This is a genomic window from Desulfuromonas sp. (assembly GCA_002869615.1).
In the GTDB taxonomy this organism is placed as follows: Bacteria; Desulfobacterota; Desulfuromonadia; order Desulfuromonadales; family UBA2294; genus BM707.
This window is the reverse complement of sequence record PKUH01000095.1, coordinates 61121-87837: the sequence shown is the minus strand read 5'-3', so window position 1 is coordinate 87837 and position 26717 is coordinate 61121. Positions and strand designations below refer to the sequence as shown.

The 26717-nt window shown below is 51.5% G+C and carries 27 protein-coding genes and 1 pseudogene; 22 read left to right on the top strand and 6 right to left on the bottom strand.

Annotation, left to right across the window (positions count from 1 at the left end):
* Positions 1–2 precede the first annotated feature (2 nt).
* Positions 3–1052, bottom strand: a complete 1050-nt coding sequence (locus C0623_09780; protein ID PLX99352.1) for a phosphoribosylformylglycinamidine cyclo-ligase — start codon at positions 1050–1052, stop codon at positions 3–5.
* A gap of 164 nt (positions 1053–1216) precedes the next feature.
* Here C0623_09780 and rimI point away from each other — a divergent pair, with 164 nt between their 5' ends.
* From rimI to C0623_09685, 19 genes are all read left to right on the top strand, one after another.
* Positions 1217–1675: a ribosomal-protein-alanine N-acetyltransferase gene (gene rimI / locus C0623_09775; protein PLX99351.1), complete on the top strand. Its 459-nt coding sequence runs from the start codon at positions 1217–1219 to the stop codon at positions 1673–1675.
* Positions 1676–1712: 37 nt separating this feature from the next.
* On the top strand, positions 1713–2567 hold the full coding sequence (locus tag C0623_09770) for a dihydroorotate dehydrogenase electron transfer subunit (GenBank protein PLX99350.1): 855 nt from the start codon (positions 1713–1715) through the stop codon (positions 2565–2567).
* Positions 2567–3508, top strand: coding sequence for a dihydroorotate dehydrogenase (locus C0623_09765; protein PLX99349.1), 942 nt, complete (start codon positions 2567–2569; stop codon positions 3506–3508). The genes C0623_09770 and C0623_09765 overlap by 1 nt, the downstream gene beginning before the upstream one ends.
* A gap of 37 nt (positions 3509–3545) precedes the next feature.
* Positions 3546–6188, top strand: coding sequence for a polya polymerase (locus tag C0623_09760; GenBank protein PLX99348.1), 2643 nt, complete (start codon positions 3546–3548; stop codon positions 6186–6188).
* Between the two features lie 117 nt (positions 6189–6305).
* Positions 6306–6989, top strand: coding sequence for a site-2 protease family protein (locus tag C0623_09755; GenBank protein ID PLX99347.1), 684 nt, complete (start codon positions 6306–6308; stop codon positions 6987–6989).
* Positions 6990–7760 (top strand): segregation/condensation protein A, encoded by a 771-nt coding sequence (locus tag C0623_09750; GenBank protein PLX99346.1) that lies wholly within the window; start codon positions 6990–6992, stop codon positions 7758–7760.
* On the top strand, positions 7747–8343 hold the full coding sequence (scpB, locus tag C0623_09745; GenBank protein PLX99345.1) for an SMC-Scp complex subunit ScpB: 597 nt from the start codon (positions 7747–7749) through the stop codon (positions 8341–8343). Before C0623_09750 ends, scpB begins: the two co-directional genes overlap by 14 nt.
* A gap of 34 nt (positions 8344–8377) precedes the next feature.
* A complete protein-coding gene (locus tag C0623_09740; protein PLX99344.1) occupies positions 8378–9106 on the top strand; it encodes a pseudouridine synthase in 729 nt (242 codons plus the stop codon).
* Position 9107: 1 nt separating this feature from the next.
* Entirely contained in the window at positions 9108–10481 is a 1374-nt protein-coding gene (locus C0623_09735) for a glucose-6-phosphate isomerase (GenBank protein ID PLX99343.1), read from the top strand.
* Positions 10482–10559: 78 nt separating this feature from the next.
* Positions 10560–12731 (top strand): hypothetical protein, encoded by a 2172-nt coding sequence (locus C0623_09730; protein PLX99342.1) that lies wholly within the window; start codon positions 10560–10562, stop codon positions 12729–12731.
* 25 nt (positions 12732–12756) lie between these two features.
* Positions 12757–13659, top strand: coding sequence for an AAA family ATPase (locus C0623_09725; GenBank protein PLX99341.1), 903 nt, complete (start codon positions 12757–12759; stop codon positions 13657–13659).
* Positions 13660–13722: 63 nt separating this feature from the next.
* Complete coding sequence (locus C0623_09720; protein PLX99340.1) at positions 13723–15519, top strand: DNA mismatch repair protein MutL; 1797 nt, start codon at positions 13723–13725, stop codon at positions 15517–15519.
* The gene (locus C0623_09715; GenBank protein ID PLX99397.1) at positions 15519–16490 is read left to right on the top strand and encodes a tRNA (adenosine(37)-N6)-dimethylallyltransferase MiaA; all 972 of its coding nucleotides are present in this window, start codon (positions 15519–15521) and stop codon (positions 16488–16490) included. Before C0623_09720 ends, C0623_09715 begins: the two co-directional genes overlap by 1 nt.
* Positions 16471–16704: an RNA chaperone Hfq gene (hfq, locus tag C0623_09710; protein ID PLX99339.1), complete on the top strand. Its 234-nt coding sequence runs from the start codon at positions 16471–16473 to the stop codon at positions 16702–16704. Before C0623_09715 ends, hfq begins: the two co-directional genes overlap by 20 nt.
* 82 nt (positions 16705–16786) lie before the next feature.
* Positions 16787–18082, top strand: a complete 1296-nt coding sequence (locus C0623_09705) for a DUF512 domain-containing protein (protein PLX99338.1) — start codon at positions 16787–16789, stop codon at positions 18080–18082.
* Between the two features lie 15 nt (positions 18083–18097).
* On the top strand, positions 18098–18373 hold the full coding sequence (locus C0623_09700; GenBank protein PLX99337.1) for a hypothetical protein: 276 nt from the start codon (positions 18098–18100) through the stop codon (positions 18371–18373).
* Positions 18374–18379: 6 nt separating this feature from the next.
* The gene (locus C0623_09695) at positions 18380–18886 is read left to right on the top strand and encodes a hypothetical protein (GenBank protein PLX99336.1); all 507 of its coding nucleotides are present in this window, start codon (positions 18380–18382) and stop codon (positions 18884–18886) included.
* A gap of 25 nt (positions 18887–18911) precedes the next feature.
* Positions 18912–19265, top strand: a complete 354-nt coding sequence (locus C0623_09690; protein PLX99396.1) for a CidA/LrgA family protein — start codon at positions 18912–18914, stop codon at positions 19263–19265.
* Complete coding sequence (locus C0623_09685) at positions 19255–19956, top strand: CidB/LrgB family autolysis modulator (protein PLX99335.1); 702 nt, start codon at positions 19255–19257, stop codon at positions 19954–19956. The genes C0623_09690 and C0623_09685 overlap by 11 nt, the downstream gene beginning before the upstream one ends.
* A 96-nt stretch (positions 19957–20052) precedes the next feature.
* Here C0623_09685 and C0623_09680 read toward each other — a convergent pair whose 3' ends face one another.
* A complete protein-coding gene (locus C0623_09680; GenBank protein ID PLX99334.1) occupies positions 20053–20334 on the bottom strand; it encodes a hypothetical protein in 282 nt (93 codons plus the stop codon).
* 150 nt (positions 20335–20484) lie between these two features.
* Between C0623_09680 and C0623_09675 the strand changes: the two genes are divergently transcribed.
* Together C0623_09675 and C0623_09670 are read left to right on the top strand one after the other, a co-directional pair.
* A complete protein-coding gene (locus C0623_09675; protein ID PLX99333.1) occupies positions 20485–20772 on the top strand; it encodes a hypothetical protein in 288 nt (95 codons plus the stop codon).
* Entirely contained in the window at positions 20769–21404 is a 636-nt protein-coding gene (locus C0623_09670) for a lysine transporter LysE (GenBank protein ID PLX99332.1), read from the top strand. The genes C0623_09675 and C0623_09670 overlap by 4 nt, the downstream gene beginning before the upstream one ends.
* Position 21405: 1 nt before the next feature.
* Here C0623_09670 and C0623_09665 read toward each other — a convergent pair whose 3' ends face one another.
* From C0623_09665 to C0623_09650, 4 genes and pseudogenes are all read right to left on the bottom strand, one after another.
* Positions 21406–21999: a MarC family protein gene (locus tag C0623_09665; GenBank protein ID PLX99331.1), complete on the bottom strand. Its 594-nt coding sequence runs from the start codon at positions 21997–21999 to the stop codon at positions 21406–21408.
* Positions 22000–22011: 12 nt separating this feature from the next.
* The gene (locus C0623_09660) at positions 22012–22479 is read right to left on the bottom strand and encodes a hypothetical protein (protein ID PLX99330.1); all 468 of its coding nucleotides are present in this window, start codon (positions 22477–22479) and stop codon (positions 22012–22014) included.
* A gap of 108 nt (positions 22480–22587) precedes the next feature.
* A complete protein-coding gene (locus C0623_09655; protein PLX99329.1) occupies positions 22588–24300 on the bottom strand; it encodes a hypothetical protein in 1713 nt (570 codons plus the stop codon).
* 120 nt (positions 24301–24420) lie between these two features.
* A pseudogene (locus C0623_09650) lies at positions 24421–26052 on the bottom strand (hydroxylamine reductase).
* Between the two features lie 162 nt (positions 26053–26214).
* On the opposite strand from C0623_09650, the gene C0623_09645 reads away from it, so the two are divergent.
* Complete coding sequence (locus C0623_09645; GenBank protein ID PLX99328.1) at positions 26215–26703, top strand: EVE domain-containing protein; 489 nt, start codon at positions 26215–26217, stop codon at positions 26701–26703.
* Positions 26704–26717 lie beyond the last annotated feature (14 nt).

The window sequence follows — 26717 nt, the reverse complement described above, 5'->3', positions numbered from 1 at the left end:
ACTTAATCGATGAGCGCGACCTGCTCTCCGTTATCGATCTGGTCGATTTCGCCGATCAGCCATGCCTTTTCATCGAGACCGGACAGTCGGCCAAGGACATCTTCGCTTTCTTCTTTCGGCACGATCAGGACCATGCCGATGCCGCAATTGAAGGTCCGGAGCATTTCGAGCTCGTCAATGTTGCCGCCTTCGCGAATCAGGTTGAAGATGGCGGGAATCTCCCAGCTGTTTTTATGTATGATAGCGCGACAGTTGTCGGGCAGGACCCGGGGAACGTTATCTATCAAGCCGCCACCGGTGATGTGGGCCATCCCTTTGATGTTGAAATCGCGAAGCAGGTTCAGAACAGTTTTTACATAGATGCGGGTCGGTTCGAGAAGCTCCTCACCGAGATTTCGTTCGAGGTCTCCGGTCGGCTGGTCCAACGGCAGGTTCATTTTTTCAAGCAGAACCTTGCGTGCCAGCGAATATCCGTTCGAATGCAGACCGCTTGAACCAATGCCGATCACCCGGTCGCCGACGGTAATGTTCGATCCATCAATAATGTTGTCGCGATCGACGACGCCGACGGTGAAGCCAGCCAGATCGTATTCGCCGGCGCTGTACATGCCGGGCATCTCAGCCGTTTCGCCTCCGATCAGGGCACAACCGGAACGGATGCAACCCTCGGAGATGCCCTTGACGATGTCAGACGCTTTTTCCGGTGCGAGTTTGCCGGTGGCCAGGTAATCAAGGAAGAAAAGGGGCTCGGCGCCCTGAACGATGATATCGTTGACACACATTGCGACCAGGTCGATGCCGACCGTGTCGTGCTTGTCCATCAAGAAGGCGAGCTTCAACTTGGTGCCGACACCGTCAGTCCCGGAAACCAGGGTTGGATTTTTGTACTTGTCGGTGTTCAGAGAAAACAGACCGCCGAATCCACCGATATCGGTCATCACTTCCGGTCGTGACGCCGCCTTGACCAGCGGCTTGATCATCTGAACAAAACGATTGCCGGCATCGATGTCAACGCCGGCATCCTTGTAGGTTGTTTTATTGTTGTCAGCCAAATTTTACTCCTTTTCAGCAGCTTGCACATTTAATAAATCAACCCATGGGCCTTGTCAATGTCTAAGTCGGAAAAGCCGGAGTAAATTCTTTACGAAACGGTCGATGTGACTTATTATGTACGCCTTGTTGGTAATAAAAACTGCCTGTTCAGATCTGTTTGTTTATGGAGGGTCCGATTCCGGTTACCGAGATTCGTCGATTATCGGTACAAGATATTGCAACAATTGCCAATATCGAACAGCTGACAAATCCGAGCCCCTGGACAGTTGCCCAGTTCCGCGCCGAACTGGAGAACCCGGCCTCCCGGTTCGATTTGCTTATTGCTGATGGCCGGATCGCCGCTTTTATATGCGCCTGGATTGTCGCTGACGAGATGCAGATACAGGACGTCGCGACGGCTCCGGCCGAGCAGCGTCGTGGCTATGCGGCACAACTTCTGGATCATGCATTGCTCAATGCCAGGAACGAAGGAGTCGCAAAGGTTTTCCTGGAAGTGCGCAAGGGGAATTTTCCTGCCCGTCAGTTATATCTCAAATTCGGGTTTTCTATCACCGGCGTCCGGCCGAGGTACTATTCGGATAATGAAGATGCGCTTCTGATGTTACTCGATTTTGATCAATAGATGATGTTTCACGTTTGACGGAAAAAAAGGGTCTGCAATGAAGAATTTCAAAACCATTATCCTCTCGAACCAGGAGATTTCTCCCGGCTATTTTCGGATGCGGATACTCGCTCCCGGCTTCGGGGCAAAGGCAACCGCCGGCCAATTTCTGATGTTCCGGGTGCAGCGGTCTCTGCCACCCCTGTTGCGTCGCCCGTTCGGGGTGTTCAAGGTCGGTTTTCTGCCGCCAGACTGTGAAGGCTTGCCACCCAAGGAGTATGTTGAAATTCTTTACAAGGTAGCTGGCCGGGGAACGACAATCATGGCCGCGCTGCATGAGGGGGACCATGTCGAGCTGCTTGGTCCGCTCGGTAAGGGGTTTAAGGAAAATCCGGTAAAAAAGGAGAAGATCCTGGTCGGCGGCGGCATCGGGTTGGTGCCGCTGTTTATGCTGGCCAGTGAACTTGTCGGGAAATACAGTGTGCGCTTGTTGATGGGTGGCCGGACCCGGGACGATATCCTGGCGGTGACTGAATTTGAACGCCTCGGTGTTGAAACATATGTGTCGACGGATGACGGCAGCCTCGGAGAGGAAGGGCTGGTCACCCGGGTGCTGGAGCGCAAGCTGACTAAATATCCGGAAGCCGAGGTTTTTGCCTGCGGCCCGACACCGATGCTGAAAGCAGTAAATAAAATCTGCACTGAGTACAAGGTCGCACTACAGGTGTCGCTCGAAGAATTCATGGCTTGCGGTGTTGGTGCCTGCCTCGGCTGCGTTGTTAAAGGCGCCGGCCACACGGAGGAGAATCCGAGCTATCTCTGTACCTGCAAGGTTGGTCCGGTTTTCCAGGCTGAACGGCTCGACTGGGATGCTATCGGCGAATCCGATATGCCGGGTGGAGGGTGTGCGTGATGACCAGTAAAGCTGATATCAAAGTAAGTCGCCCCGATCTCTCAGTGGACATTGCCGGAATTAAACTGCGTAATCCGGTCATGCCGGCATCCGGTACCTTCGGTTATGGTGAAGAATACGAGCCCTTTATCGACCTCGAGAAGATAGGCGCTATTGTCACCAAGGGACTCTCCCTGAAACCGAAAGCTGGCAACCCGACGCCACGGATCGCCGAAACAATAAGCGGTATGCTCAATGCGATTGGTTTGCAGAATGTCGGTGTCGATGCCTTCATCAGGCACAAAACGCCTTTCTTGCAGTCAGTTAACACCCCGACGATCGTCAATTTTTTTGGCAATACTCTCGAGGAGTATGGTGAGGTTGCTGCCCGGCTCAACGATATTGATGTTATCGCCGGGGCCGAACTTAATATTTCGTGTCCGAATGTCAAGGCCGGGGGAATCGTTTTCGGAACCGACCCCCTGGCAGCGAGTGAGGTCGTTAAGTTGGTGCGTAAAAATCTTAAGAAGCCGCTGATTGTCAAGTTGACGCCGAATGTTACCGATATCACGGTGATTGCCCGTGCTGTCGAAGAGGCCGGCGCTGATGCGATCAGCTGCATCAACACCATGACCGGTATGTCGATCGATATTCATACGCGCAAGCCGCGACTGGCAAACAAAACGGGTGGCCTCTCCGGCCCGGCGATCCGGCCGATTGCCGTCCGCATGGTGCATCAGGTTGTGCAAAGTGTTAAAATTCCGGTCATCGGTGTAGGCGGTATCGTCTGTGCCATGGATGCATTGGAATTTCTGATTGCCGGAGCCACGGCGGTTCAGGTCGGTACTGCCAATTTTGTTGACCCGGCGGCAATGATTACCGTGATCGAGGGAATCGAACAGTTCTGTATCGAAGAAGGTTTTCAGAATATCACTGAAGTGATCGGCAGCCTGCAGGTTTGACGCCGGCTGTCGTCCCTTTGCGGGAGCGTCGCCGGCTATGGACGTCATAACTACCCACATAAATGCCGATTTTGATTGTCTCGGCGCAATGATCGCGGCGAAGAAACTCTATCCGCATGCCGAGATGGTGTTCCCCGGAGCCCAGGAAAAGAACCTCAGGGAATTCTTTCTGCAGAGTACGGTCTACGCCTATAATTTCAAGAAAATCAAGGATATAGATTTTGACCGGATCACGCGTCTGATCCTGGTCGATGTCAGTCAGGTCGACCGGATCGGCCCTTTTGCCGATGTTGCGAGACGGGGCGATGTCGAAATCCATGTTTATGATCATCATCCGGCTGATACATCTCTCAAGGCCGAGCTGACGGAACTCGATTCGGTCGGTGCGACGGTCACCATTTTTGCCCGTATCTTCATGGAGAAGGGAATCCGCCCTGACGCCGACGAGGCGACCCTGATGATGCTCGGGCTCTATGAAGACACTGGCAGCCTGCTATTCAACTCGACTACGGAACAGGACTATCAGGCTGCGGCGTTTCTCCTTTCCTGTGGCGCCAATCTTAATGCCGTTGCTGATTTTCTGACCCAGGAATTGACGGCAGACCAGGTTTCTCTTCTTAATGACCTGCTCCAGAATCATACTGTCCTGACAGCCAATGGCATCGATATCTCCATAACCCATGCTTCGACCGATTATTTTGTCGGTGATCTGGCTGTACTTGCCCATAAATTGAAAGATATGGAAAACCTCGATGCCCTGATCATCGCCGTCAGAATGGGTGACCGGATCTTCATGGTTGGCCGCTCGCGGATACCGGAAGTTCACGTTGGCGAGATTCTCGGTGAATTCGGTGGTGGCGGACACTCCTTTGCCTCTTCCGGGACGGTACGTGACATGACGCTTGTCCAGATTCTTGAAAAAATTCCGGTTGTTTTGCAAAAACATGTCAATCCGCAATGGCAGGGACGCCATCTGATGTCAACACCGGCCAAGACCATCAATGCCGATGACAGGATCAGTGATGCCCGTAAAATCATGACCCGCTATAATCTGAATGCCCTGCCGGTACTGGATCAAGAGGATGTCGCCGGGGTGATTACCCGGCAGGTTGTCGACAAGGCCGTTCATCATGCCCTTGCCTCGGAACCGGTTCGCGACTATATGAGCAGCGACATTGAATCCGTCGGGCCGGATGTATCGATGGATAGCCTGCAGGAGATGATCATCGGGTCCGGTCAACGGATTGTCCCGGTTGTTGATCAGGGTGATTTGATCGGTGTGATCACCCGGACCGATCTGTTCAGGCATCTGGTCACTGACGGCCGGGTTATGTCGAGGAACGACGAGGGTCGGGGCCAGCATTCTCTCCGGAAAAAACAGCTGGTTAAATTGTTGAAGTCGCAGTTGCCAGCACGGATTTTTCTTCTGCTCAGGGAACTCGGTGAGTGTGCCGAAGTCGCCGGTGTCAAGGCTTACGCCGTCGGCGGTTTTGTCCGCGATATGCTGTTACGCAAAAAGAATCTCGATATCGATATTGTCGTCGAAGGAGATGGTATCAGCTTTGCCAAATCGTTTGCAGAAGGTCGGGATTGCCGGGTCCGTTCGCATGCAAAGTTTGGGACGGCGGTAGTGGTTTTCCCGGATGACTTCAAGATTGATATCGCTTCAACCCGAATGGAGTACTATGTCGAGCCCGGGGCGTTGCCTGATGTTGAGCATGCATCAATCAAGCTCGATCTTTATCGTCGTGATTTCACAATCAATACTCTGGCGGTCTCCCTTAATTCGGATGATTTCGGCGAACTGCTCGATTACTATCAGGCGCAACGAGATCTTCAACAGCAGGCGATCCGGGTGTTGCATAATCTCAGCTTCGTTGAAGATCCGACCAGGGTCTTCCGGGCAATCCGGTTCGAACAACGGCTCGGTTTCCGTCTCGGGCGCCACACTGAATCCCTTTTGCGCAGCGCTGTCCGCATGGGGTTCGTCGATAAAGTAGCCGGACCGCGCGTCTATAATGAACTGGTGATTATCTTCAAGGAACCTGATCCGATCCTTTCCGTTCACCGAATGTCCGAGTTTGGACTGTTGACCTGTCTTCACAAATCTTTGAAATGGAGCGATGCAGTTGAGCTCCGATTTTATGAAGCCGGCCGCGCAATTGATTGGTACGAATTGCTTTACACCGGTGAGCCATGCCGTTCATGGATTATCTATTTCCTCTGCCTGCTGAGCGAAATAACGGGCAAACATGTCCGTGAGTTTTCTGACCGACTCGGCGTTCCGCCAAAAATCAGCAGGATTTTTTGCGAGGAGAGGAAAATCGCTCACGATGTATATCGGCATCTGCTCAGGCGGCACCGGAAAGCGCTCCGGCCGAAAAACAGTGAAATTTTTCATTGGCTCAAACCATTGTCGGTCGAAACATTGCTTTATCTCATGACCCTCTGTGACCCCGATGAGGTGCGTCAGTGGGTTTCGGAATATTATATACAGCTGCGGACTGTAAAAACAAAATTGCGGGGTGACGATCTTCTGCAATTGGGAATCAGCGCCGGGCCGCATTATAAGAAAATTCTCGATACACTTCTTGATGCCCGTCTTGACGGTCGCGTTGCGAACCGTGAAGAGGAAATCAGTCTTGTTAAAAAAAAGTACGCAAAGTTTATCGACGCGTGATTTTTTTTGCAGCGTTTTCGAGATTCAGCAACTGTGTCGACGGACATTGACTTGTGTCGAATCGATCTGCTACAAAGACACATGACTTGCACTTCCACATTCAACTGCGCGGGATAAATGGAAAGTATTCTTTCTAAGATTTCAATCATGCTGGTTCCGGCTCTGTTGGCGGTGACCGTACACGAAGTTTCTCATGGTTATATTGCAGATAAACTCGGTGATCCGACAGCGAGACTGCTCGGCCGCTTGACCTTCAATCCGATCAAGCATCTCGATCCGATCGGAACGCTGGCGGTTCTTTTTTTCGGCTTCGGCTGGGCCAAGCCGGTGCCGGTTAATTTCGGAAACATGCAGCAGCCGAAAAAGGGGATGATCGCTGTTGCCCTCGCCGGCCCTGCCAGCAATCTTTTTCTGGCCGGGCTTTTTGCTCTTTTGCTGCATGGTCTGGCCCTGATTCCTGAAGACCGTGTCTCGACACAGATGACAATGATTGTTGAGCCGATCAGCCTGATGGCCGGTTTCGGGTTATATATCAATATCATTCTGGCTGTTTTTAATATGATTCCGATTCCGCCGCTCGATGGAGGCATGGTGCTGAGCGGTCTGCTACCGCCGAAGCAGGCGGCATTCCTGTCCAAAATTGAACCTTTCGGATTCATTGTTCTGTTGATCGTTATCTTCTACACCAACATCTGGTCAGCCGTACTCGGCCCGATTATATTTGCAATTGTCGGTGTCATGGCCGGGCAACAGGCCGTGGTCGTTAATCAGTCCATGCGTTTTCTGTTTGGTAGTATGTAGATGGCATACGAAATAAAAATAGAGAATTTTGAAGGACCGCTCGATCTTCTGCTCCACCTGATCAAGAAGAATGAAATGGATATCTACGATATCCAGGTCGCGGCAATTACCGACCAATATCTCTCGATACTCGATGCCATGAAAAGCCTCAATCTCGATGTTGCCGGCGAGTTTCTGTTGATGGCCGCGACTCTTCTCCATATCAAATCAAAATTACTGTTGCCGGTGCATGATGAAGAAGAAGGAGATGAAGAAGAACTTGATCCGCGGGCCGAACTGGTGAGAAGGCTGCTCGAGTACCAGAAGTACAAGGAGGCCGGGGCACAGTTTGATGCCATGCCGCGGCTGCAGCGCGATGTTTTCGCCCGCAAATTCCCGGCGCGTGAGCTGGTTGTCTCGGAAGAAGGTGAGGAGATGATCGCTGTCGGGATCTTTGAACTGGTCGATGCTTTCCAGAAGCTTTTAAAGGAAACATCCGATCCCTATATTCATGAAGTCAATATCGAACGATTGACCGTTGCCGACAGGATTAACTCAATTCTGAGCCTGCTTTCCGGCAAAGAGAGCCTCTCTTTTCTCGATGTCTTTGAAGAAAAGCCGGATCGGTCGATAATTGTTGTTACGTTTTTGGCCATGCTCGAACTGGTACGGCTAAGGATGGTCCGCCTGATGCAGAATAGCCGCTGTGGAAATATCTGGCTCTATCCGGCTGTTATCGACGACGAGATATCACCTTTTGACCTTGGAGAGGAAAGTCTTGGCTACATCTGATATCAGGAAAAACATCGAAGCGCTGGTCTTTGTTTCAGAATCGCCGATCAAGGTTGACCGGATCGCCGAGATTCTCGAGATGAAAAAGAGTGACGTCAAACAGGTTCTTCAGGAACTCCAGAATGAATACGTCGATGCCGATCGCGGAATTTTGCTCGAGGAAGTCAGTGAAGGGTTTCAGTTCAGGACGCGACAGGAATGTGCCGATGTGATTCAGCAATTGATAAAAAGCAGACCGTTCAGGTTTTCCCGGGCCGCCCTGGAAACACTGGCTATTGTCGCATATCGTCAACAGGTGACACGGGCCGAAGTCGAATATCTACGCGGCGTCGATTCCGGGGGCGTGTTCAAGACACTGCTCGAAAAACAGCTGATCCGGATTCTCGGCAAAAAAGATGTTCCGGGGCGACCGCTGATTTACGGGACAAGCAAGGAATTTCTCGAGTTTTTCGGCATGCGTGATCTGTCGGCTTTGCCAACCCTCAAGGAGTTCAGTGATCTCGCCGAAGAATTGCCGGAGACAGAAACCGGTACCAATGCAAAGCTGGTGACGGAAAGTACGGCTCAAGGAATTCAGGACTAGGAGTTGGCCGGGAATTCTGCCCGGCTTTTATTTTATGGCGCAAGAGAGATTGCAAAAGATAATCGCTGCAGCCGGGTTGGCATCGCGGCGTCAGGCCGAAAAGTGGATAGAACAGGGACGTGTCTCGGTCAATGGTAACCCGGCGAATCTCGGTGAAAAAGCCGATCCCGCGGTCGATAATATCCTTGTCGACGACGTTGCAATCGGACGCCCGGAAAAAAAAACCTATATTCTCTTGAACAAGCCGGTTGGTTATGTGACAACCATGCGCGATCCGGAAGGGAGGCGCGTTGTTACCGATCTGCTGGAAGGCGTTTCTGAAAGGGTCGTGCCGGTGGGCCGGCTCGACCTGACAACTGAGGGGCTTCTGCTGTTGACCAATGACGGGGATCTGGCTCAAAAACTGTCGCACCCCCGGTTCCACGTTGAAAAAACCTATCTGGCCCGGGTTCGGGGTATGATTGATAATAATGCCCTCAGGAAACTTGAACGAGGAGTTGAGCTTGATGACGGGCTGACGGCGCCGGCCCGGGCCGAATGCACCCGTAAGACCGGCAGCCACTCCTGGCTCAAGATCACGATCCATGAAGGGCGGAACCGTCAGGTCAGGCGGATGTGTGAAGCGCTCGGTTTTTCTGTCAGTCGCCTGAAAAGAATCGGTTATGCCTTTCTCCTGGAAGAAAATCTCGGTTCGGGGGATTTCAGACACCTGGAACCAGGCGAAATTGCAAAACTGAAACACCTTGCCGACGGGAGGTCGTAAAATGTTGCAATTTGATTATACCCAGATGATGGCGGATGTTGTCGGATCGAAACTCGGTGTTGTTCCATCCGAGTTGGAACAGGCGGTTGATCGGGTCCGGGCAATTCATGTCAGCCTGCAAGACGCCCGTGAATCGGGCGATCTTCCGTTTTATGACTTGCCTTTTCAAACGGGAGTCGATGATCTGATCGAAATGGCCGATGGCATAGCTTCCCGGTTCGATGCTTTTGTCGTTCTTGGCATCGGCGGCTCGGCACTCGGTACGACAGCTGTGGCTCGCGCCTTGCTGCCGCTATACGCCACATCTTCCCGGCCCCGGCTTTTTGTCCTTGATAATGTAGACCCTGACGGGGTCGGGGGGCTTCTTGATAGTCTCGACCCGACACGGACCTGTTTCTGTGTCATCAGTAAGTCGTGTACAACGGTTGAGACCATGAGCCAGTTTCTGATTGCTCGTGAGTGGGTGAGAAATGCCTGTGGAGACAACTATCGGGATCATTTCGTTCTCATAACCGATCCTGAGACCGGAGTGTTGCGTAAGCTGGCCGAAGAGGAAGGTTACGAAAATCTTGCGGTGCCAGCCGGAGTCGGTGGCCGTTTTTCCATATTTACCCCGGTTGGATTGCTGCCTTTGGCGGTTGCCGGTGTTGATGTTCGTTCGCTTCTGGCCGGTGCCGCCAAAGTCGAACCACAGATCTCGAACCCGGATTTATTCGAAAATCCGGCCTACCTGAACGGTCTGTTGCAATATCTCTCTTATCAAAAAGGGGCGACGATCAGCGTCATGATGCCCTACAGTGATCGTCTGCGTGATGTCGCTGACTGGTATCGGCAACTCTGGGCTGAAAGCCTCGGCAAGAGGGTGAGTCTCTCCGGTGAAGAGATTTTTACCGGACCGACACCGGTCAATGCTCTCGGTGCGACTGATCAGCATTCACAGTTGCAGTTGTACATGGAGGGCCCGTTTGACAAGGTTGTGACATTTATTACTGTTGATAACCAGAAGCCTGTCAGTATACCGAATGCCGATGATATCCCCGATCTGGCTTATCTCGGGGGGAAGAAACTTTCCGCGCTCCTTTCGTTTGAACAGAAAGCGAGCGCTATTGCCCTGGCTCGCGCCGGGCGGCCGAATTGCACTATCAGACTGGCAGAGATTACGCCGCAAAGCATCGGCGCCTTATTGTATATCTTTGAAGTGCAAACCGTTTTTTCCGGAGGATTGTTCGGTGTCGATCCTCTTGATCAGCCAGGGGTTGAAGCGGGTAAAATCATCACTTCTGCGTTGATGGGTCGTTCCGGCTTCGATAAAGAACGACAGGAGATTATTGACTGGGAAAGGCGTGCAGACCCGAAGGTTCTACATGTCATTTAAAAGCTTATTTCTTGACAGTTTATTATGTGATGTCATAGAGTGAAAGCTTGCGTTTTCAAGCTTTATAAAGGATAGATTTTGGCCAGTAAAGATAAACTACTCGCATCTGCCCAGAAGGCTCTTGCCAATGGGAAAACAACCCGTGCTATCAAGGACTACCAGAAGATAGTCGAACTCGATAAGAAGGATTATCGCAGTCGGCAAAAACTGGCGGACCTCTGTGCCAAAGCGGGCCTTAAAGAGGCAGCGCTCGAAGCGTATGAAGTCGTCGCTAAAAACTACGCCGATAGCGGTTTCTATCTCAAGGCCATCGCAGTATACAAACAGATGCAGAAGGTCGACTCTTCCCAGCTGAACATCTATGCCCAGCTGGCTGAGCTTAATGAGAAGCAGGGTCTGACCGGAAATGCTCTCGCCGAATACCGTACTCTCGCAACCCAATATGAAAAAAATGAAATGCCGGGTGAGGCGATCAACATTCTTCAGAAGATGAAGGAGCTTGATCCCGAGAATCTGAATGTGCGGGTCAAAATAGCCGAATTGCACGCTTCCCTCGATGAATCGGAAAAAGGTAAAGAAGAGTTTCTCGAGGTTCTTGAGTTCCTCAAAAAGAGCAATAATTTTGACAAGATTCTCAAGCTCTATGAAGTTTTCCTGCCACTCTTCCCGAATGAGCCTGAAATGGGAAGCGGTCTCGCCGAGGCGTATCTCCGCACCGGAAAAGTTGAGAAGAGCCTTAAAATTCTCAGGGGCTCGATCAAAAAAAATCCGAATGATAAAAACTTGTTACAGATGCTGGCTGAGGGTTACCGGCTGCAAAAAGACTTTAACAACGAGCGTTTGACCCTTCAGCATCTGCTCAAGTTGTCGAGCAAGAATCTCGGTCATCGGCTCAAGTATATCCGTTGCTGCATGAATCTGGGCGAGTATGACCGGGCACTGCATGAGCTTGAAGAGTGGAAAGAAGCTTTTTTTGAAGCTGAAAAAGTTGAAGCACTCAAGGAGTGCTACGAACGCCTGCATCAAAAACTGCCTAACGAAGAGAAGGTTGCCCGGACTCTCAAGTTGATCTATGAGGAAACCGGCGAAGCTGACAAATTATCCGGAGTGATGTCATCGCTAACGGAGGAGGCCGGTACGGAACTCGATATGTTCCAGACCTCAGATGATGAAGTTATTGATGACTCAATAATGGATGGAATTACCGAAGATCTCCAGGAAATAGAGCTGGCAGAGAGCGATCTTCTTGATGATCAGGAAGAAGTTCCACTTGATATCCTCGAAGGAGCAGAGGAGATTGAGGAGCTCGAGGAGCTTGAAGAGATTGAAGAGCTCGAGGAACTTGAGGAGATTGAAGAACTCGAGGAACTTGAAGAAGTTGAAGAAGCTGAAGAAGTTTCCATCGATGTCAGTGCCGAAGCCGATATGGAGCTTGAGATTGAGCTTGATCTCGACGATGCCGAGGATGAATCTGTCCTTGAAATCAGCGAAGACGATCTTCAGGACGAGACTTTCTTTGATCTTGAATCAGCTCTCGAAGAAGTCGAGTTTTATGTCCAGCAAGGGCTCCTCGATGAGGCTGAAAAAGTTTGTCAGGAAATTCTTGCAGTTGTTCCCGATAATGCCGAGGCAAACGAAAAACTTTCAAATATTCGGGAACAGCGTTCAGCTCCGGTAGAAGATGATTCGGGTGACTTTATCGATATCGCTTCCGAAGTCATGACGGAAACAGACGAAGCTCTGGCTGAAGAAGTCAATGAATTTGATCTGAGTTCCGATTTCTCACAAAAAGCCGAAGAGGTCGAAGTCGAAGCCATCAGTGTAGAGGATGCCGAATCCCATTATAACCTCGGGATTGCTTACAAGGAGATGGGACTGGTTGATGACGCCATTGCCGAGTTTGACAAAGCAATGAAAAACCCGACCCGGCTGGTTGACAGCCTTGCGCTTAAAGCAATGTGTCTGGCAGAAACGGGTGCTTTTGAAGAGGCTGAACAATATTTCTGGTCAGTTCTCGAACAGCCCGGTCTCGGCGAGGCCGAGAAGTTGGGCATCCAGTTTGAACTCGGGCTCTTTTATGAAAACTTTGGGAAAATAGCCGAAGCGATCACTGTCATCGAAGAAGTTTCTGCCATCGATCCCGGCTACCGTGATGCCGGTGAAAAACTCGAAGACCTCAAATCTGGTAAATCGGCGTCCGCCGAAGGTTCTTCTGGAAAAAATAGTAAAGACCGTGTATCCTACATCTGATTGATTATTTAACAGGTGGGGGCAAATGAGTTACATCGAGTATTTTGAACTGGAGATGGAGCCGTTCTCCAACGCTCCGGATGCACGTTTCTACTTTGACAGTGATCAACATAGCCAGGCGTTGGTGCGCCTGATGTACGCGGTCAACTCCAACAAGGGGCTGGCCGTTCTTGTTGGTGGTGTTGGCACCGGCAAGACAACCCTTGCCCGCAGAATGCTCGACACTCTGGATGAATCCAGATATGAGTCGTCGATGCTGGTCATGGTTCATTCCGGAATCGATCCGGAGTGGATTTTAACCCGTATCGCGATGCAGCTTGGAATCCAGGAGCCGGCAAGCGACCGGCTGGCGGTTCTGAAACAGCTCTATGAACGTCTGCTCGAAATCGATTCACAGGGGCGTAAGGCGGTTATACTGATAGACGAAGCACAGATGCTGCAGAGCCGTGAATTGATGGAAGAGTTTCGCGGTCTGCTCAATCTCGAAATTCCCGGCAAGAAGCTGATTAACATTGTTTTTTTCGGTCTGACTGAAATTGAGGATTGTCTTCGTCTTGATGAACCGCTGGCCCAACGTGTCGCCGTCAAGTATAATCTCGGATCCTTTACCCTTGATTTAACGACCCGCTATATCAACCATCGGCTGTCGGTGGCAGGCGCCAGGCGCCCGCTTTTTGATCCGATGGCGATTCAGTCGGTTCATAATTACGCCGGTGGTGTGCCGCGCCTGATTAATACAATCTGTGATAACTGCCTGTTTGAAACCCACATGCAAAAAGGGAATCAGGTTGTTCCAAAAATAGTTGAAAGCGTCGCAGGAGATCTTGGCTTGCTGCATCGTCCCACCGCTAATTTGCCTGATTCACTGGGTGACGATGATGACTTTGACGAAATTGAGGATATGCTTGACCAGCTCGAGCAGAAGTAGAATGCTAACCACATCCGTTTATGGCCGGCTTGTCCGGCCTTTTTTGTTTGAATTGAATTGAAGATGAGCAAAATCAGGATTCTTTCGGAAAATCTGTGCAATAAAATTGCAGCTGGCGAGGTTGTTGAAAGGCCGGCCTCTGTTGTCAAGGAACTGATCGAGAATTCCCTCGATGCCGGAGCCGATGAGATCCTCATCGATATCGAATCGGGTGGCAAGAAGCTGATCAGGATACAGGATAACGGATCCGGAATGTCAAAAGATGATACCTTTCTTGCCCTCGAAAGGCATGCCACCAGTAAGATTGAATCGGACGACGACCTTTTCAAACTTACGACCCTTGGTTTCAGAGGGGAAGCACTCCCTTCGATTGCCGCGGTTTCACAAATGACTGTCGAGTCGCGCGATAACTCATCCGAGTCGGGATGGCGGATCAGGGTCAATGGCGGGTCGGTGGCCGATGCGGCTGCAACCGGGATGCCGGTCGGCACCAGTATCGAAGTCCGAAATTTATTTTTTAACACACCGGCCCGGCGCAAATTCTTGCGGCGGGATCAAACCGAAACTGGACATGTCGGCGATGTCGTCAGCAGGCAGGCACTGTCGCGGCCGGAGGTTCGTTTCCGTCTCACACATAATGGCCGGACAATGATCGATGCTTTAAAGGCCGAGACTATTGAAGAACGTGTTGCCGCAATTCTCGGTCGCGAAGCGGTTCGCGAAATGGTTCCGGTTACCAGCGAGGTCGGTGAACTGGCACTTTACGGTTTACTGTCAAAGCCGCTTTATAACCGTTCAGCAACAACCTCGATCTATACATATATCAACGGTCGCTATATCCGTGACCGGGTCGTACAGCATGCGGTGATGGAGGGGTACCGTAATCTGCTGATGAAGGGCCGCTACCCGGTGGTAGCCCTGTTCCTTGATCTTCCACCCGAACTAGTCGATGTAAATGTCCACCCGACCAAGCACGAGGTCCGATTCCGGGAACAGAGCCAGGTCCACGGCTTTATCGCCGGTGCCGTTCGCAATTCCTTGCGCCCGGTAGTGACAACTGCCGTTGGCATTGAAGATTCGATTATGCCCCCGGTGAGTTACCAACAGCCATCATCCCTCCGGGGAGTCAATACTGATGTCACGACAGATAATCCTGCCGGAGTGCGTGATCATCCTGAAGCATATCGGTCGTCGGAACGGTCGGAGCCATTCGCAAGACCTGTCTCGATTGACAGGGGGGAGCTTTTTCACTTGCCGGGAAAAGAGTTTGCCCTCGGTCCGGCCGGATCGATGGTGGTGCTCGGACAGTATCTTGACAGCTATATTATTTGCCAGGATGGTGATGATCTGGTTCTGGTTGATCAGCATGCGGCGCATGAGCGGGTCGCGTTTGAACGATTGAAAAAGCAGTTTGTCAGTGCCGGAGTTGAGCAGCAATCATTGCTGTTTCCGGTTGTCATCGATTTTGATTATCGTGAAGCCACCGTTGTTGGTCAGAGTCTTGACCATCTCTCCACGCTCGGCTTTGAACTGGAGCCTTTTGGCGGTAATTCCTATATATTGAAAGCGTCGCCACAGTTACTCAAGGATTCAGAAGCTGAACGCCTGGTCAGGGATGTCGCATCTGAGCTTGCCGAGTTGGGTGAAACTGCCGTTCTCGACGATGCTTATGAGGACCTTCTGGCGACCATGGCCTGCCATTCAGTAGTCCGGGCGAATCAGAAGCTGTCGCTTGCCGAGATGCAGGCTCTACTTGTTGAAATTGATTCAGTCGATTTCAGCGCTCATTGTCCTCATGGTCGACCTGTCCTTTGTCGCCTCGGTAAACCGGAAATCGAGCGAATGTTTAAAAGAACGTGATCCCTGCAGAACGACATAACAGGTCTAGCCCGGTCGTTGTTATATGTGGTCCGACCGCTTCGGGTAAAACAGCATTGGCCTGTTCTCTTGCTGATAACTTCGATCTGGAGATTGTTTCTGCTGATTCCCGCCAGATTTATCGGCAGATGGATATCGGCACGGCGAAACCGACAATTGATGAGCAGAACCGGGTCTGTCACCATATGATTGATGTTGCCGATCCCGATGAGGACTATTCCGTGTCCGATTATGTCGAGCATGCCCGACCCGTTATTGCCGAGATCTCCCAACGAAACCGGTTGCCTTTAGTGGTCGGCGGCACCGGACTTTACATCAGGGCGTTAACCGAAGGGCTGGCCGATCTCCCATCTGCCGATGAAGACCTGCGTGAAAAGTTCAGGGAATATGCTGCAGTACATGGTGCTGCGGCACTTCATTCAAGACTGCATTCGGTCGACCCGGTTCAGGCGGATAAAATCCACCCGAACAATCTGGTTCGGATTATCAGGGCTCTTGAGGTTTATGAGTCAAGTGGCATTCCGATGTCAGAGTATCAGCATCGGCACGGATTTTCCGAATCACCTTTTTCGGTACTGAAACTTTATTTGCATGTGCCCCGGACCATTCTCAATGAACGAATCGACGCCCGGGTTGATCAGATGATTGCGGCTGGCCTGATCGATGAGGTCGCCAGTCTGCTTGCGACCGGTTATAATGCCGGTTTGAAATCGATGAAGGCGATCGGTTATCGGGAAATTATTTCATTCCTTGCCGGGGAGCGCAGCCGGGATGAGACTATTGAGTTGATCAAAAGGGAAACCCGACGCTACGCAAAAAGGCAGGAAACCTGGTTTAAAAAAGAAAAATCAATAATTACAGTTGATTCCTTGTCAGAAATTGATAGAATTCAGCCGTTAATTGAATGTTTTCTATTGAAGAAAGGGAGCGGTTATGGGCAAGACACCATTTAATATTCAGGATCAATTTCTTAATCAGGCACGTAAGGAACGGGTCAAAGTTGCAATCACAATGATGTCTGGTGAAAAGCTCGAAGGTCATATCAAATCTTTCGACAGTTTCTGTGTTCTCATTGAGGCTGATTGTGATGTTCTTTTGTACAAGCATGCTATTTCCGTTATTACATCTTCCGACGGAAGCTTCCGGCTGCATGGTGGCCGGGAATAACTTTCCCGCAAATCTGTTTGAAACCGTAGGTCCCCGAACAGTTCTGCTGTTTCGGGGATTTTACGTTTCACCTTGATGAGACATGGTAGAAATCATCGAAATCATTCCTGGCGGGATTGCTGATCAGCTTGCACTGGCGCCAGGTGACAGCATTGTCGCAATTGACGACGATCCGGCTCGTGACTTTCTTGATGTGCTGATAGCCGAATTGCGTGAAGAGGTCACACTGGTTGTCGAAAAAAGCGGCAATGGCGAATTGTGGGCGTTGGAGATAGAAAAGGAGGCCGGGGAACCATTCGGATTCGTCCTCAAACACCCGGAACCGGCCCGCTGCGGCAATAACTGTATCTTCTGTTTTGTCCATCAAATGCCAAAAGGGATGCGGCGGACGTTGTATGTTAAGGATGAAGATTACCGGTTTTCTTATCTTTATGGTGCCTATGTTACCCTGTCAAATGTCAGCAAAGAAGATATCGAAAGGATCATAAACCAGCGGCTCTCGCCACTGTATGTTTCGATTCATGCAACGGATCCGGACGTTCGCTCAAGAATGCTTGGGCGTGCCGTCTCACCAATACAGCCAATTGTTGAGCAACTTGTAGCCGCCGGAATCGAACTGCATACCCAGGTCGTTGTCTGCCCTGGTGTCAATGACAATGCCGTTCTGAGTGAAACCGTCGCAACGCTTGCTGCCTATTACCCCGGAATCAAAAGCCTGGCTCTGGTCCCGGTTGGTTTGACCGAACATCGACAGAATCTGGAAAATCTGCAGCCGGTTACCAAGGATGATGCCCGGAAGATCCTGGCTGAACTAGGGGGCTGGCAGCAGCGTTTTCTTGGCGAGCATGACAGCCGCATTGTTTTTGCTGCCGATGAATTTTATCTCAAGGCAGAAGGGGCGATTCCGGAATTGACAGAGTATGAGGATCTGGATCAGCTGGAAAACGGAGTCGGCATGATCGCACAATTCAGGGCGCTGTCCGAAGAGACGCTCAGTGAAGTTGGCGAGTTGAACTGCCCGGTCCAATTCTCAATAGTGACCGGGGTTGCTTTCCATCCCGAGTTGCAACGTTTTGTAATGGAACTCGAAGATGCGGTCGGCTGTTCCTGCGATGTTTATGCAGTAGAGAACAGACTTTTCGGGCCGATGGTTACAGTCGCCGGGCTGGTTTCCGGTCAGGATATTGTACGGCAGTTGCAGAACCGGAATCCGGGTTCGGCTTTACTGGTTCCGGATGTTATGATGCGTGACGGCGATCATCGTTTTCTCGATGATCTGACTCCGGAACAACTCGGCGAGCAGCTCGGATGCCGGGTGATGGTTGTGCCATCAACCCCCTGGGGCATTATCGATGCAATCGAGGAACTGAATCAATGAAAATGAGGTGTACTTATGGATGCAAACAGTTTGATCGGAAAGGGGACAGCGGCGCTGGGAAAAGGGGATGCTGCCAAGGCTGTTGATTTTTTCAGAAAGGCGAAAGCGACCAGTGGTTATTCGGCCGAGGTTGAAATGCTCCTCGCCGAAGCGCTGGAAGCTTCAGGGCAGATTGAGACGGCTGTCGATGTGCTGCGGGTCGTGACCGAGAAGTCACCGGAAGAAGTCGATGCTCGTTATTCCCTTGGCGACCTGCTGTTCGAAATGAACCTGTTTGAGCAGGCCCGGTAGACCTACGTGCAGATTAATAAAAGCTTTCCCGATGAAGCCGACGCTCTGGTCAGTGCAGGTCTGGTTGATTTTCATCAAGGTCGTGTTGAGGCTGCTGTTGAATGTTATGAAAAAGCTCTGGCGATCAGCCCCGATTCGACCTTTGCGCTCAACTCTCTGGGCGACGCCAGGTTTTCTGCCGGTGATATCACCGGTGCCCTTGAAATCTTCCGCTCGGTTATCGATCTTGATCCCGATGATCCGCAGGCGCATTACAACCTGGCGGAGATGTTTTATGATAACGATGAGATCGATGAGGCTGAGCAGGCCTGCCTGGAAGCATTGAAATGTGACCCGGACTTTGCTTATGCCCATTTGACGCTTGGCAATCTGTATCTCGACATGGATGATGGCCGCAAGGCCCTGCATCATTTCCAGGAGTTTCTGCTCCGTGAGAACTCCCCGGCTGCCGAAGATATCAGGGCCGAAGTAGCGGCAGTTGTCGATGGACTGAAATCCGAACTCGATTCCTGATATTCAGATTTTAACTATGACCAATATACTGAAAGGGTTTGCAATTCTTCTGATGGTGCAATTTGCCGGCGAGCTGCTGGTGAGTTGGGCCGGAATACCGATTCCGGGCAATGTCGCCGGCATGGTCATCCTTCTTTTGTCTCTCCTGGCCGGCATTTTCAAGGTCGAGTGGATTGAGGAAGCAGCCGATCTGCTGTTGTCGCACCTTGCGCTGTTTTTTGTGCCGGCCGGTGTAGGTGTCATGGTCTATTTTGATCTAATCGCATCACAATGGCTGCCGATTTGTGTCTCAATGGTGATCAGTACGTTTGTGGTGATGGCCGTGACCGGATGGGTCGAGGAGAAACTCGAAAGAGGGGAGCGGACCGATGTGGAATGAGCTGACGGCAACTCCTCTTTTCGGGGTCGGATTGACAGTCGCCATATATTATTTTGCCCAGATCGTTTATCGTCGGACGCACAGTCTTTTTCTGAATCCGGTCGCTGTTTCGATTGCCTTTATTATTCTGTTCCTCCTGTTTACGGCTACGCCGTATGAAGCCTACCTGAACGGCGGCCGAATGATCCTTTTTCTGCTCGGACCATCGGTTGTTGCTCTGGCGCTGCCGCTTTATCGCAAACGCCATGAAATCAATCATAACCGGCTTCCGATTATGGTTGGGATCTTCTGCGGCGCAGTGACTTCCATTGTCAGCGCCAGCGGCCTGGCCTGGGTCCTGGGCGGGACCGGGGATATCGTCCTTTCAATGGCCCCGAAATCGGTGACAACGCCGATTGCTATCGGCATTGTTGAAAAGATCGGCGGGATCTCTGAGTTGACTGCTGCAATCGTTGTCCTGACCGGCTGTATCGGGGCAATTTGCGGTCCGGAATTCTGCCGTCTGATCGGATTGAAATCATCGACCGCGATCGGGCTTGCCGTTGGCACGGCATCGCACGGGATCGGCACGGCGCGGATGCTGGAAGTCGACAAACTGGCCGGAGCCGTTGCCGGGTTGGCCATCGGTCTGAACGGTCTGGTGACAGCTTTTATTCTTCCACTGTTGTTTGTGGTTTTCAGGTATTTTTGATCAGTATGTACTACGAACAGGTGTGCTATTGGTAAATCACAAAAAAGGCAGGTTCCTGAAGGAACCTGCCTTTTTTGTCGTTGAATGTGATATCGATTAACGTCCGGCGGCTCGTTTCGAAGCCTTGAGCGGGTTGACCTTCTGCTCGACGTTTTCAATTTTGATTTTCTGATGGGTTGCAAAGTTGCAAAGACCGCCGGTCCACTTTTTTTCAGGTGCAGGGTAGTCAGTACATACGGGGCCAATCTCACTGTCGACAATACGCTCACAGCCTTCACAGGCTTCTACAACATTGTGACAGGCATTGCCCACAAAGGTACAACCGTTTTTCGTCCAGAAATTACATTCAACACCGGGTTGAATTGTTTGACACTGCATTGTGAATGCCTCCTCGTATGGAACTTTTCTGTTTACAGATTAGAACGTCGCATTCTGAACGAACCAGCGGTTCAATGTCAATAGTTAATTTTGTTTTTCTCTTCTTGACCTGAATAGAAGCTGTCGGGTAAGGTTCCGGCAGGAGTTGCCATGGAAACGAATGCCGAATGGGAAGCGCGTTGCCGCCGTTGCGGGCGGTGCTGTTATGAAAAAATAGAATACGAAGGGCGGGTCTATTATACGGATCGGCCATGCGATAAACTCGATCTGGGCACTATGCTCTGTTCGGTTTACGAACATCGCCACATTGAGAAGGCCGAATGCCTGGCGCTTGATCAGGCTGCCCTTAATCGCGGCATTCTTCCTGCCGATTGCCCTTATGTGTCTGAGCTCGTCAACTACAACGCACCCCAATTGTGTGACGAGAGCGAAGAATGAATCTTGCTGTCATTGCCGGCACATCCTTTGTCCTTGGATTCTCGGGTGCGATGATGCCGGGCCCGCTACTGACCCTGACTATTGCCGAAACCGTTCGCCGTGGAGCGATTGCCGGCCCGTTATTGATTCTCGGACATGCCATTCTGGAAGGGATTGTCGTCTTCCTTGTTTTTTTCGGAGCGGCTGAAATCATACAGCATCCGAATGTTTTTGCTTCCGTCGCCATCCTCGGGGGGGGCATGATGCTCTGGATGGGTTACGGTATGCTGAAAAGCCTGTCGTCTTTGCACCTCAACCTTGAAGCGGAGAAAGAAGCGGGGCTGCATCCGGTCGTTGCCGGAGCCGTTATCAGCCTGGCCAACCCCTATTTTACGATCTGGTGGGCGACCATCGGCCTCAGCTACCTGGTTGTCGCCCATGAGGCCGGTCTCGTCGGCGTCATTGTTTTCTACGTCTGTCACATTCTCTCCGACCTGGTCTGGTATTGTTTTGTCTCCGGTACCGTCGCTTATGGCAAACGGTTCCTGTCCGATCGCGGCTACCGGATTATGGTTGGCATCTGTGCGATCTTTATTCTCGGTTTTGGGATTTATTTCGGTGGCAAAGGACTGGAACGCCTCTTCCTTGGCTGAATCACATTGCCGCTATCTGCTTGACGCCGTCGGCAATAAACTGAATTGCCAGCGCCGCGAGAATCACACCAAGAAGTCTTCTTAGAATATCATCGCCGGTCTGCCCGATTATTTTCCTGATGAGCCCGGAGCCGAGAAAGCAGGCAAGGGTGAAGAGGTAAATCGTCATGACCGCGGCGACCAGTGGTACAATACTGCGGCTGTTTTCATGTGAAAAAAGAAGGATGGTCAGTGTCAGACAGCCGGGCCCGGCGATCAGTGGTATTGAGAGCGGATAGACTGAAATATCAACTTGCAGGCTCTTTACCTCCTGCTCGTCTCTTCTCCGGGTAATCATATGGAAGGCGGTATAGAATAGCAACAGCCCGCCGGCAACCCTTAACGACTCAATACTAATGCCGAGGCTGGTCAAGATCTTTTCCCCGAAGAACCCGAATATCAGAACGATCAGCGTCGAAATGATGACCGAGCGGATGGCCATCCGTAGAATGTAACGGCGGTCATCGTCGCCGGTCAGACCATGAAAGATCACCGCGGTACCGATCGGGTCGATAATGACGAAATAGGATGTCAAGGCAAGCAGGTAGGTTTCCATCGGTTGTCCGGTTCAGGTCTCTTTATTTAATCCAAAGATATCCAGTAAAGCCTCTTCCCTGTAGTTGAAAATCTCATCAAGCTGTTTTTTTATGACCAGCGCATGGGTGGCGCTGCCAAATATTCCAAATGGCACCTGGTAATCGATCCGATCAATCATGCACGATGCGTTATTGCCGACCGGCAGTAGTTGATGGTAGTGACGCCAATGCCGGTAAGGACCTTCGATCTGCATGTCGACAAAAGATTCGCCCGGAATGATTTCCGATATTTCGGTCAGCCATTCGTGTCGACCGAACAGAGGGATGGAGATTTCGTAACGGATTTGCAGCCCGTCGTACATTTCATCCGGGACGTTCGAGAGGATTTTGAATCCAAGATTAGGCGGGGTAATCTGGTCCAGGTTGCGCGGCGTCGCTATGAAATCCCAGAGGACGATCGGGTCGATATCGAGGGTGAGGTTGCGTTCGAGTCGATACATTCTGCTATTGTATCGAATTATTGGGACTTTACATCAAAAGACTAACCGTAATTTATCAAAGTACTTTTCAGGGGCCTGCTTTGCTTGTTAATCGGGATGCCTCACCGGCTAATCAGAAGAATCGCCTTCGGCTTCGAAAGAGATGTCCTTGATGCTGAGAACGCGGTTCCGACCCTGATTTTTTGCCGCATAGAGGGCCTTGTCGGCAGCAACGACGACATCTCTTACAACTTCTGCTTCGCGGCAGGTCGAAAATCCGATGCTGATGGTCATGCGGACCGATTTGTCGTCCGAAGTAAAGTCGGTTTGCTCAACTGTTTCGCGTATGCGCTCGGCAACAAGCAGCGCTCCCTTGCTGCCGGTTTCCGGCAGGATGACGGCGAATTCTTCGCCGCCATAGCGGAAGACGAGATCCTGTTCACGTACTGCCAGCCTGATGATTTCACCGAGTTCCTGCAGGACCGTGTCTCCGAAGACATGGCCGTGGATATCGTTCACCTGTTTGAAGTGATCCAGGTCCATCATCAGCAGGGAAAATTTGGTGCCATACTTGGTGAAGGCTTCAAACTGCAGATCGATGCAATAACGGAAATGTCTTTTGGTGAATGTATTGGTCAATTCATCAGTAATTGCAATATAGTACAGTCTGGCGTTCTCGAAGGCGACTTCGATATGGCTGCGAATGATCTCGCTCAATTTGAGTCGTGTCCGGTCAAAGCGTGACTCGTTTCGCGCCACAATCAATGCAAAGCGGTGGCTTCCCTTGACGATCGGCATCGAAATCATGCGTCCGTCATCACTGACTTCTGTCTCCAGCAACAGTCCGTCGAGCCAGAGCTGCAAGACCGGAGTGAGCGGGTCATCTTCGGTGATTTTTTTGCGGGCGATGTCACCCTCGGAATGAGACCACGCCGAGGCACTGTAGTCGTGCTCTCCCCGCGGCAGGACCAGTTCGACGTCGTCGGCATTCAGCACTTCGCGGAAGACCTCGACAACAATTTCCCGCAAAACATCGATGTCGAGTGTTTTGCTCAGGCGCCCGACCATAACGTAAAGCAAACGCAATTCTTCGTTACGTGTGAAGATCTCGATGATGTATTTGTCGATGCCGCGAGAGAGGACCCGCGATGCAACAGGCACCAGGATAACAAGGCAGAGCAGGCCCGATCCGAAAAGGATCAGTTCGATCGAACTGATCAGCTCGTTAACATTCTCCAGGGATCGATCGATAACCAGCTTGCCGGTAATCAGGTTCGACGGATCGTGACATTCGTAGCACGATTCTTCGTTGTAGATGAGCGTGATGTTACGCTGGGTTGAATGGTCGGCATCGAGGACGACCGAACTCTGTGCCAGCGTCTCTTCGCTGGAGAGATGACAATCGCGGCAGGTTGCGTCTTTGAACCGGTCAATGCTTTTGCCGATATCCGTTATGGTCGAGGAGTAGACGATCCGGCCGTCATTGTTCAGGATAAATGCCTTCTTGACCGATTCGCTCTGATCGGCAACTTTCTGCAAAGTGTCCTGCAGTGCCCCCGGTGACCGCAGGATCATCAGGTGATGCAGGTTGGCATTAATGGTTGTTGCGATCTCAACGGTCTTGTCCCGGCTATCTTCAACCAGAGCTGAGCGCAGCTTTGCAGCAATAAAGAACATGGTGACCAGAATCGAGATGATCAGGACAATCAGGATCGACACCAGGATTCTTTTTTTCAGGCTGTAAAGCCGGTCTATAGTCATTTCTGCCGGTGACATAAGGATTTTATTGACTCTGTATTTTATTGAATTGGTAATGGTATCGGTCGGGGTGACCGGATGCATGATTTAACCTGATGCCGTTGCCCCTGTCAATGATATTGAGTGCAACAGCTTAATTTTATTCATAACAACAAAGGGGCAGGATAAACCTGCCCCTTTGTCTGTTCATTTCGGGTGTTGCTGTTAACCGAGAATCGCCTTGAGGTCTTCTTCGGCCGTAGTGATTGGCCCGATATTGAAATTTTCCACAAGATAATTGAGCACGTTAGGCGTCATGAATGCCGGCAGGCTCGGACCAATCTTGATGTCCTTGATTCCGAGGTAGAGCAGGGTCAACAGAATGGTGACCGCTTTCTGTTCGTACCAGGAAAGGACCATCGAAAGCGGCAGGTCGTTAACCTCGCATTCGAACGCCTCTGATAGGGCAACGGCAATCTGGATGGCGCTGTAGGCGTCGTTGCACTGGCCGACGTCGAGCAGGCGCGGAATTCCGCCGATGTCGCCGAAATCCATCTTGTTGAAACGGAACTTGCCGCAGGCAAGGGTCAGGATAACAGTATCCTCCGGAGCCTGCTCGGCGAACTCGGTGTAGTAATTGCGCCCCGGCTTGGCGCCGTCACAGCCGCCGACCAAAAAGAAGTGCTTGATCGCACCGCTTTTGACCGCTTCGATCACCTTGTCTGCAACACCAAGGACTGCATTATGTCCGAACCCGGTGAGGATTTCCTGACCCGGATTATCCTCGAACCCGGCGCACTCCTGGGCCTTGGCGATGACTTCAGTGAAGTCCCAGCCTTCGATATGCCTGACATCCGGCCACTGGACCCGGCCCCAGGTGAAAAGACGGTCCTTGTAGCTGTCAGCCGGCTTCTGGATGCAGTTGGTGTTGAAGATAATCGCTCCGGGGAAGTTCTGGAATTCCTTGTGCTGGTCCTGCCAGGCGCCGCCGTAGTTACCGGCGAGATGCTCGTACTTGTTGAGACCGGGGTAGCAGTGAGCCGGCAGCATTTCTCCGTGGGTGTAGATATTGATGCCGGTCCCTTCGGTCTGCTTGAGCAGCTCTTCGAGAAAGCGGAGATCGTGACCGGAAACGAGAATCGCCTTGCCGGATTTGGTGCCAAGCTGGACCGGGGTCGGTTCCGGGTGGCCGTAGGCGTCGGTGTGGGCCTTGTTGAGCAGCTCCATTGTGACAAAGTTGATGCGGCCGGTCTCCATCGCCAGGTTGATATAGTCCATAAGGTCCAGGCTGTCGTCCTGCAGGGCGGCGAGAGCCTGGTGGGTAAAGGCGAAGATTTCGTCGTTTTCCCGCTCCAGGATCATGGCGTGGTCGGCGTAAGCGGCATAGCCCTTGATACCGTAGAGGATGACGTCGCGGATTGACTGAATGTCGGTATCGATCTTCGGATCTTTAACGCCATGCAACGCCGCAAGGTCAAGCTGGGCCGATCGCTCGGCCGGCAGCGCCCAGTTCTGGGCCGCTTCCGGAACCGCATCCGGGTAGGGGCCGCCGGCAGCTTCTTCGTACATCTCACGGGTTTTTTCCCGCAGTTCAATCGCTTCCTCGATGATGTGGACGATCTAATCGGCGGCGAAATCGACGTTAGTGACTGTGGAAAACAGTGATTCGATAACGAAATGGTCAACCTCGGCGTTGCTGGCCCCTTTTTCCCGGGCCTGGTTGGCCCAGAAAGAAATACCCTTCACCGCGTAAACCAGCAGATCCTGAAGTTTGGCAACCTCCGGAGTCTTGCCGCAAACGCCCATGGCGGTGCAACCGGTTCCCTTGGCAGCCTGTTCACATTGATAACAAAACATGTTTTCCATTTTTTTCTCCTTGTTAGTGTTGACGATTATGTTCTGGGTGCTTTAAATGTGTATAATAAAAGCGACACAAAGATGATGTGTCGCAACATATACTGCTTAGCTAAACATAACTTTGATGTAAGTCAAAATTATCCATTTTTTTGGTGCAAACTCATGAACCAGCATCGTTACTGGCTGATGAAATCCGAACCGGATTGCTTCTCGATCGATGATCTCAAGGCGATGCCGGATGGAATCGAGCACTGGGACGGAGTGCGTAATTACCAGGCCCGCAACCTGCTGCGTGACGAGATTAAGCCTGGTGATGGTGTCCTTTTTTATCACAGCAACACGGCCGAGCCGTCGATTGTCGGACTGGCACGGGTTGTGCGCGAGGGATATCCGGATCACACCGCGTTCGATCCCGAGGAGAAACATTTTGACCCGAAATCCGATCCTGACAGGCCGCGCTGGTTCATGGTCGATGTCCAGTACCTCTGTCACCTGCCGTTTTCACTGACGCGCGATTTTCTTCGCCAGCACCCGGTGTTGTCAGGCATGGGGGTGTTGCGCAAGGGTAACCGGCTTTCGGTTCAGCCGGTTACCGAACAGGAATGGCGGGCGGTGCTCGAAACCGCAGGAATTACAGATCCACTCGGATGAGTTGATGGAGTTAC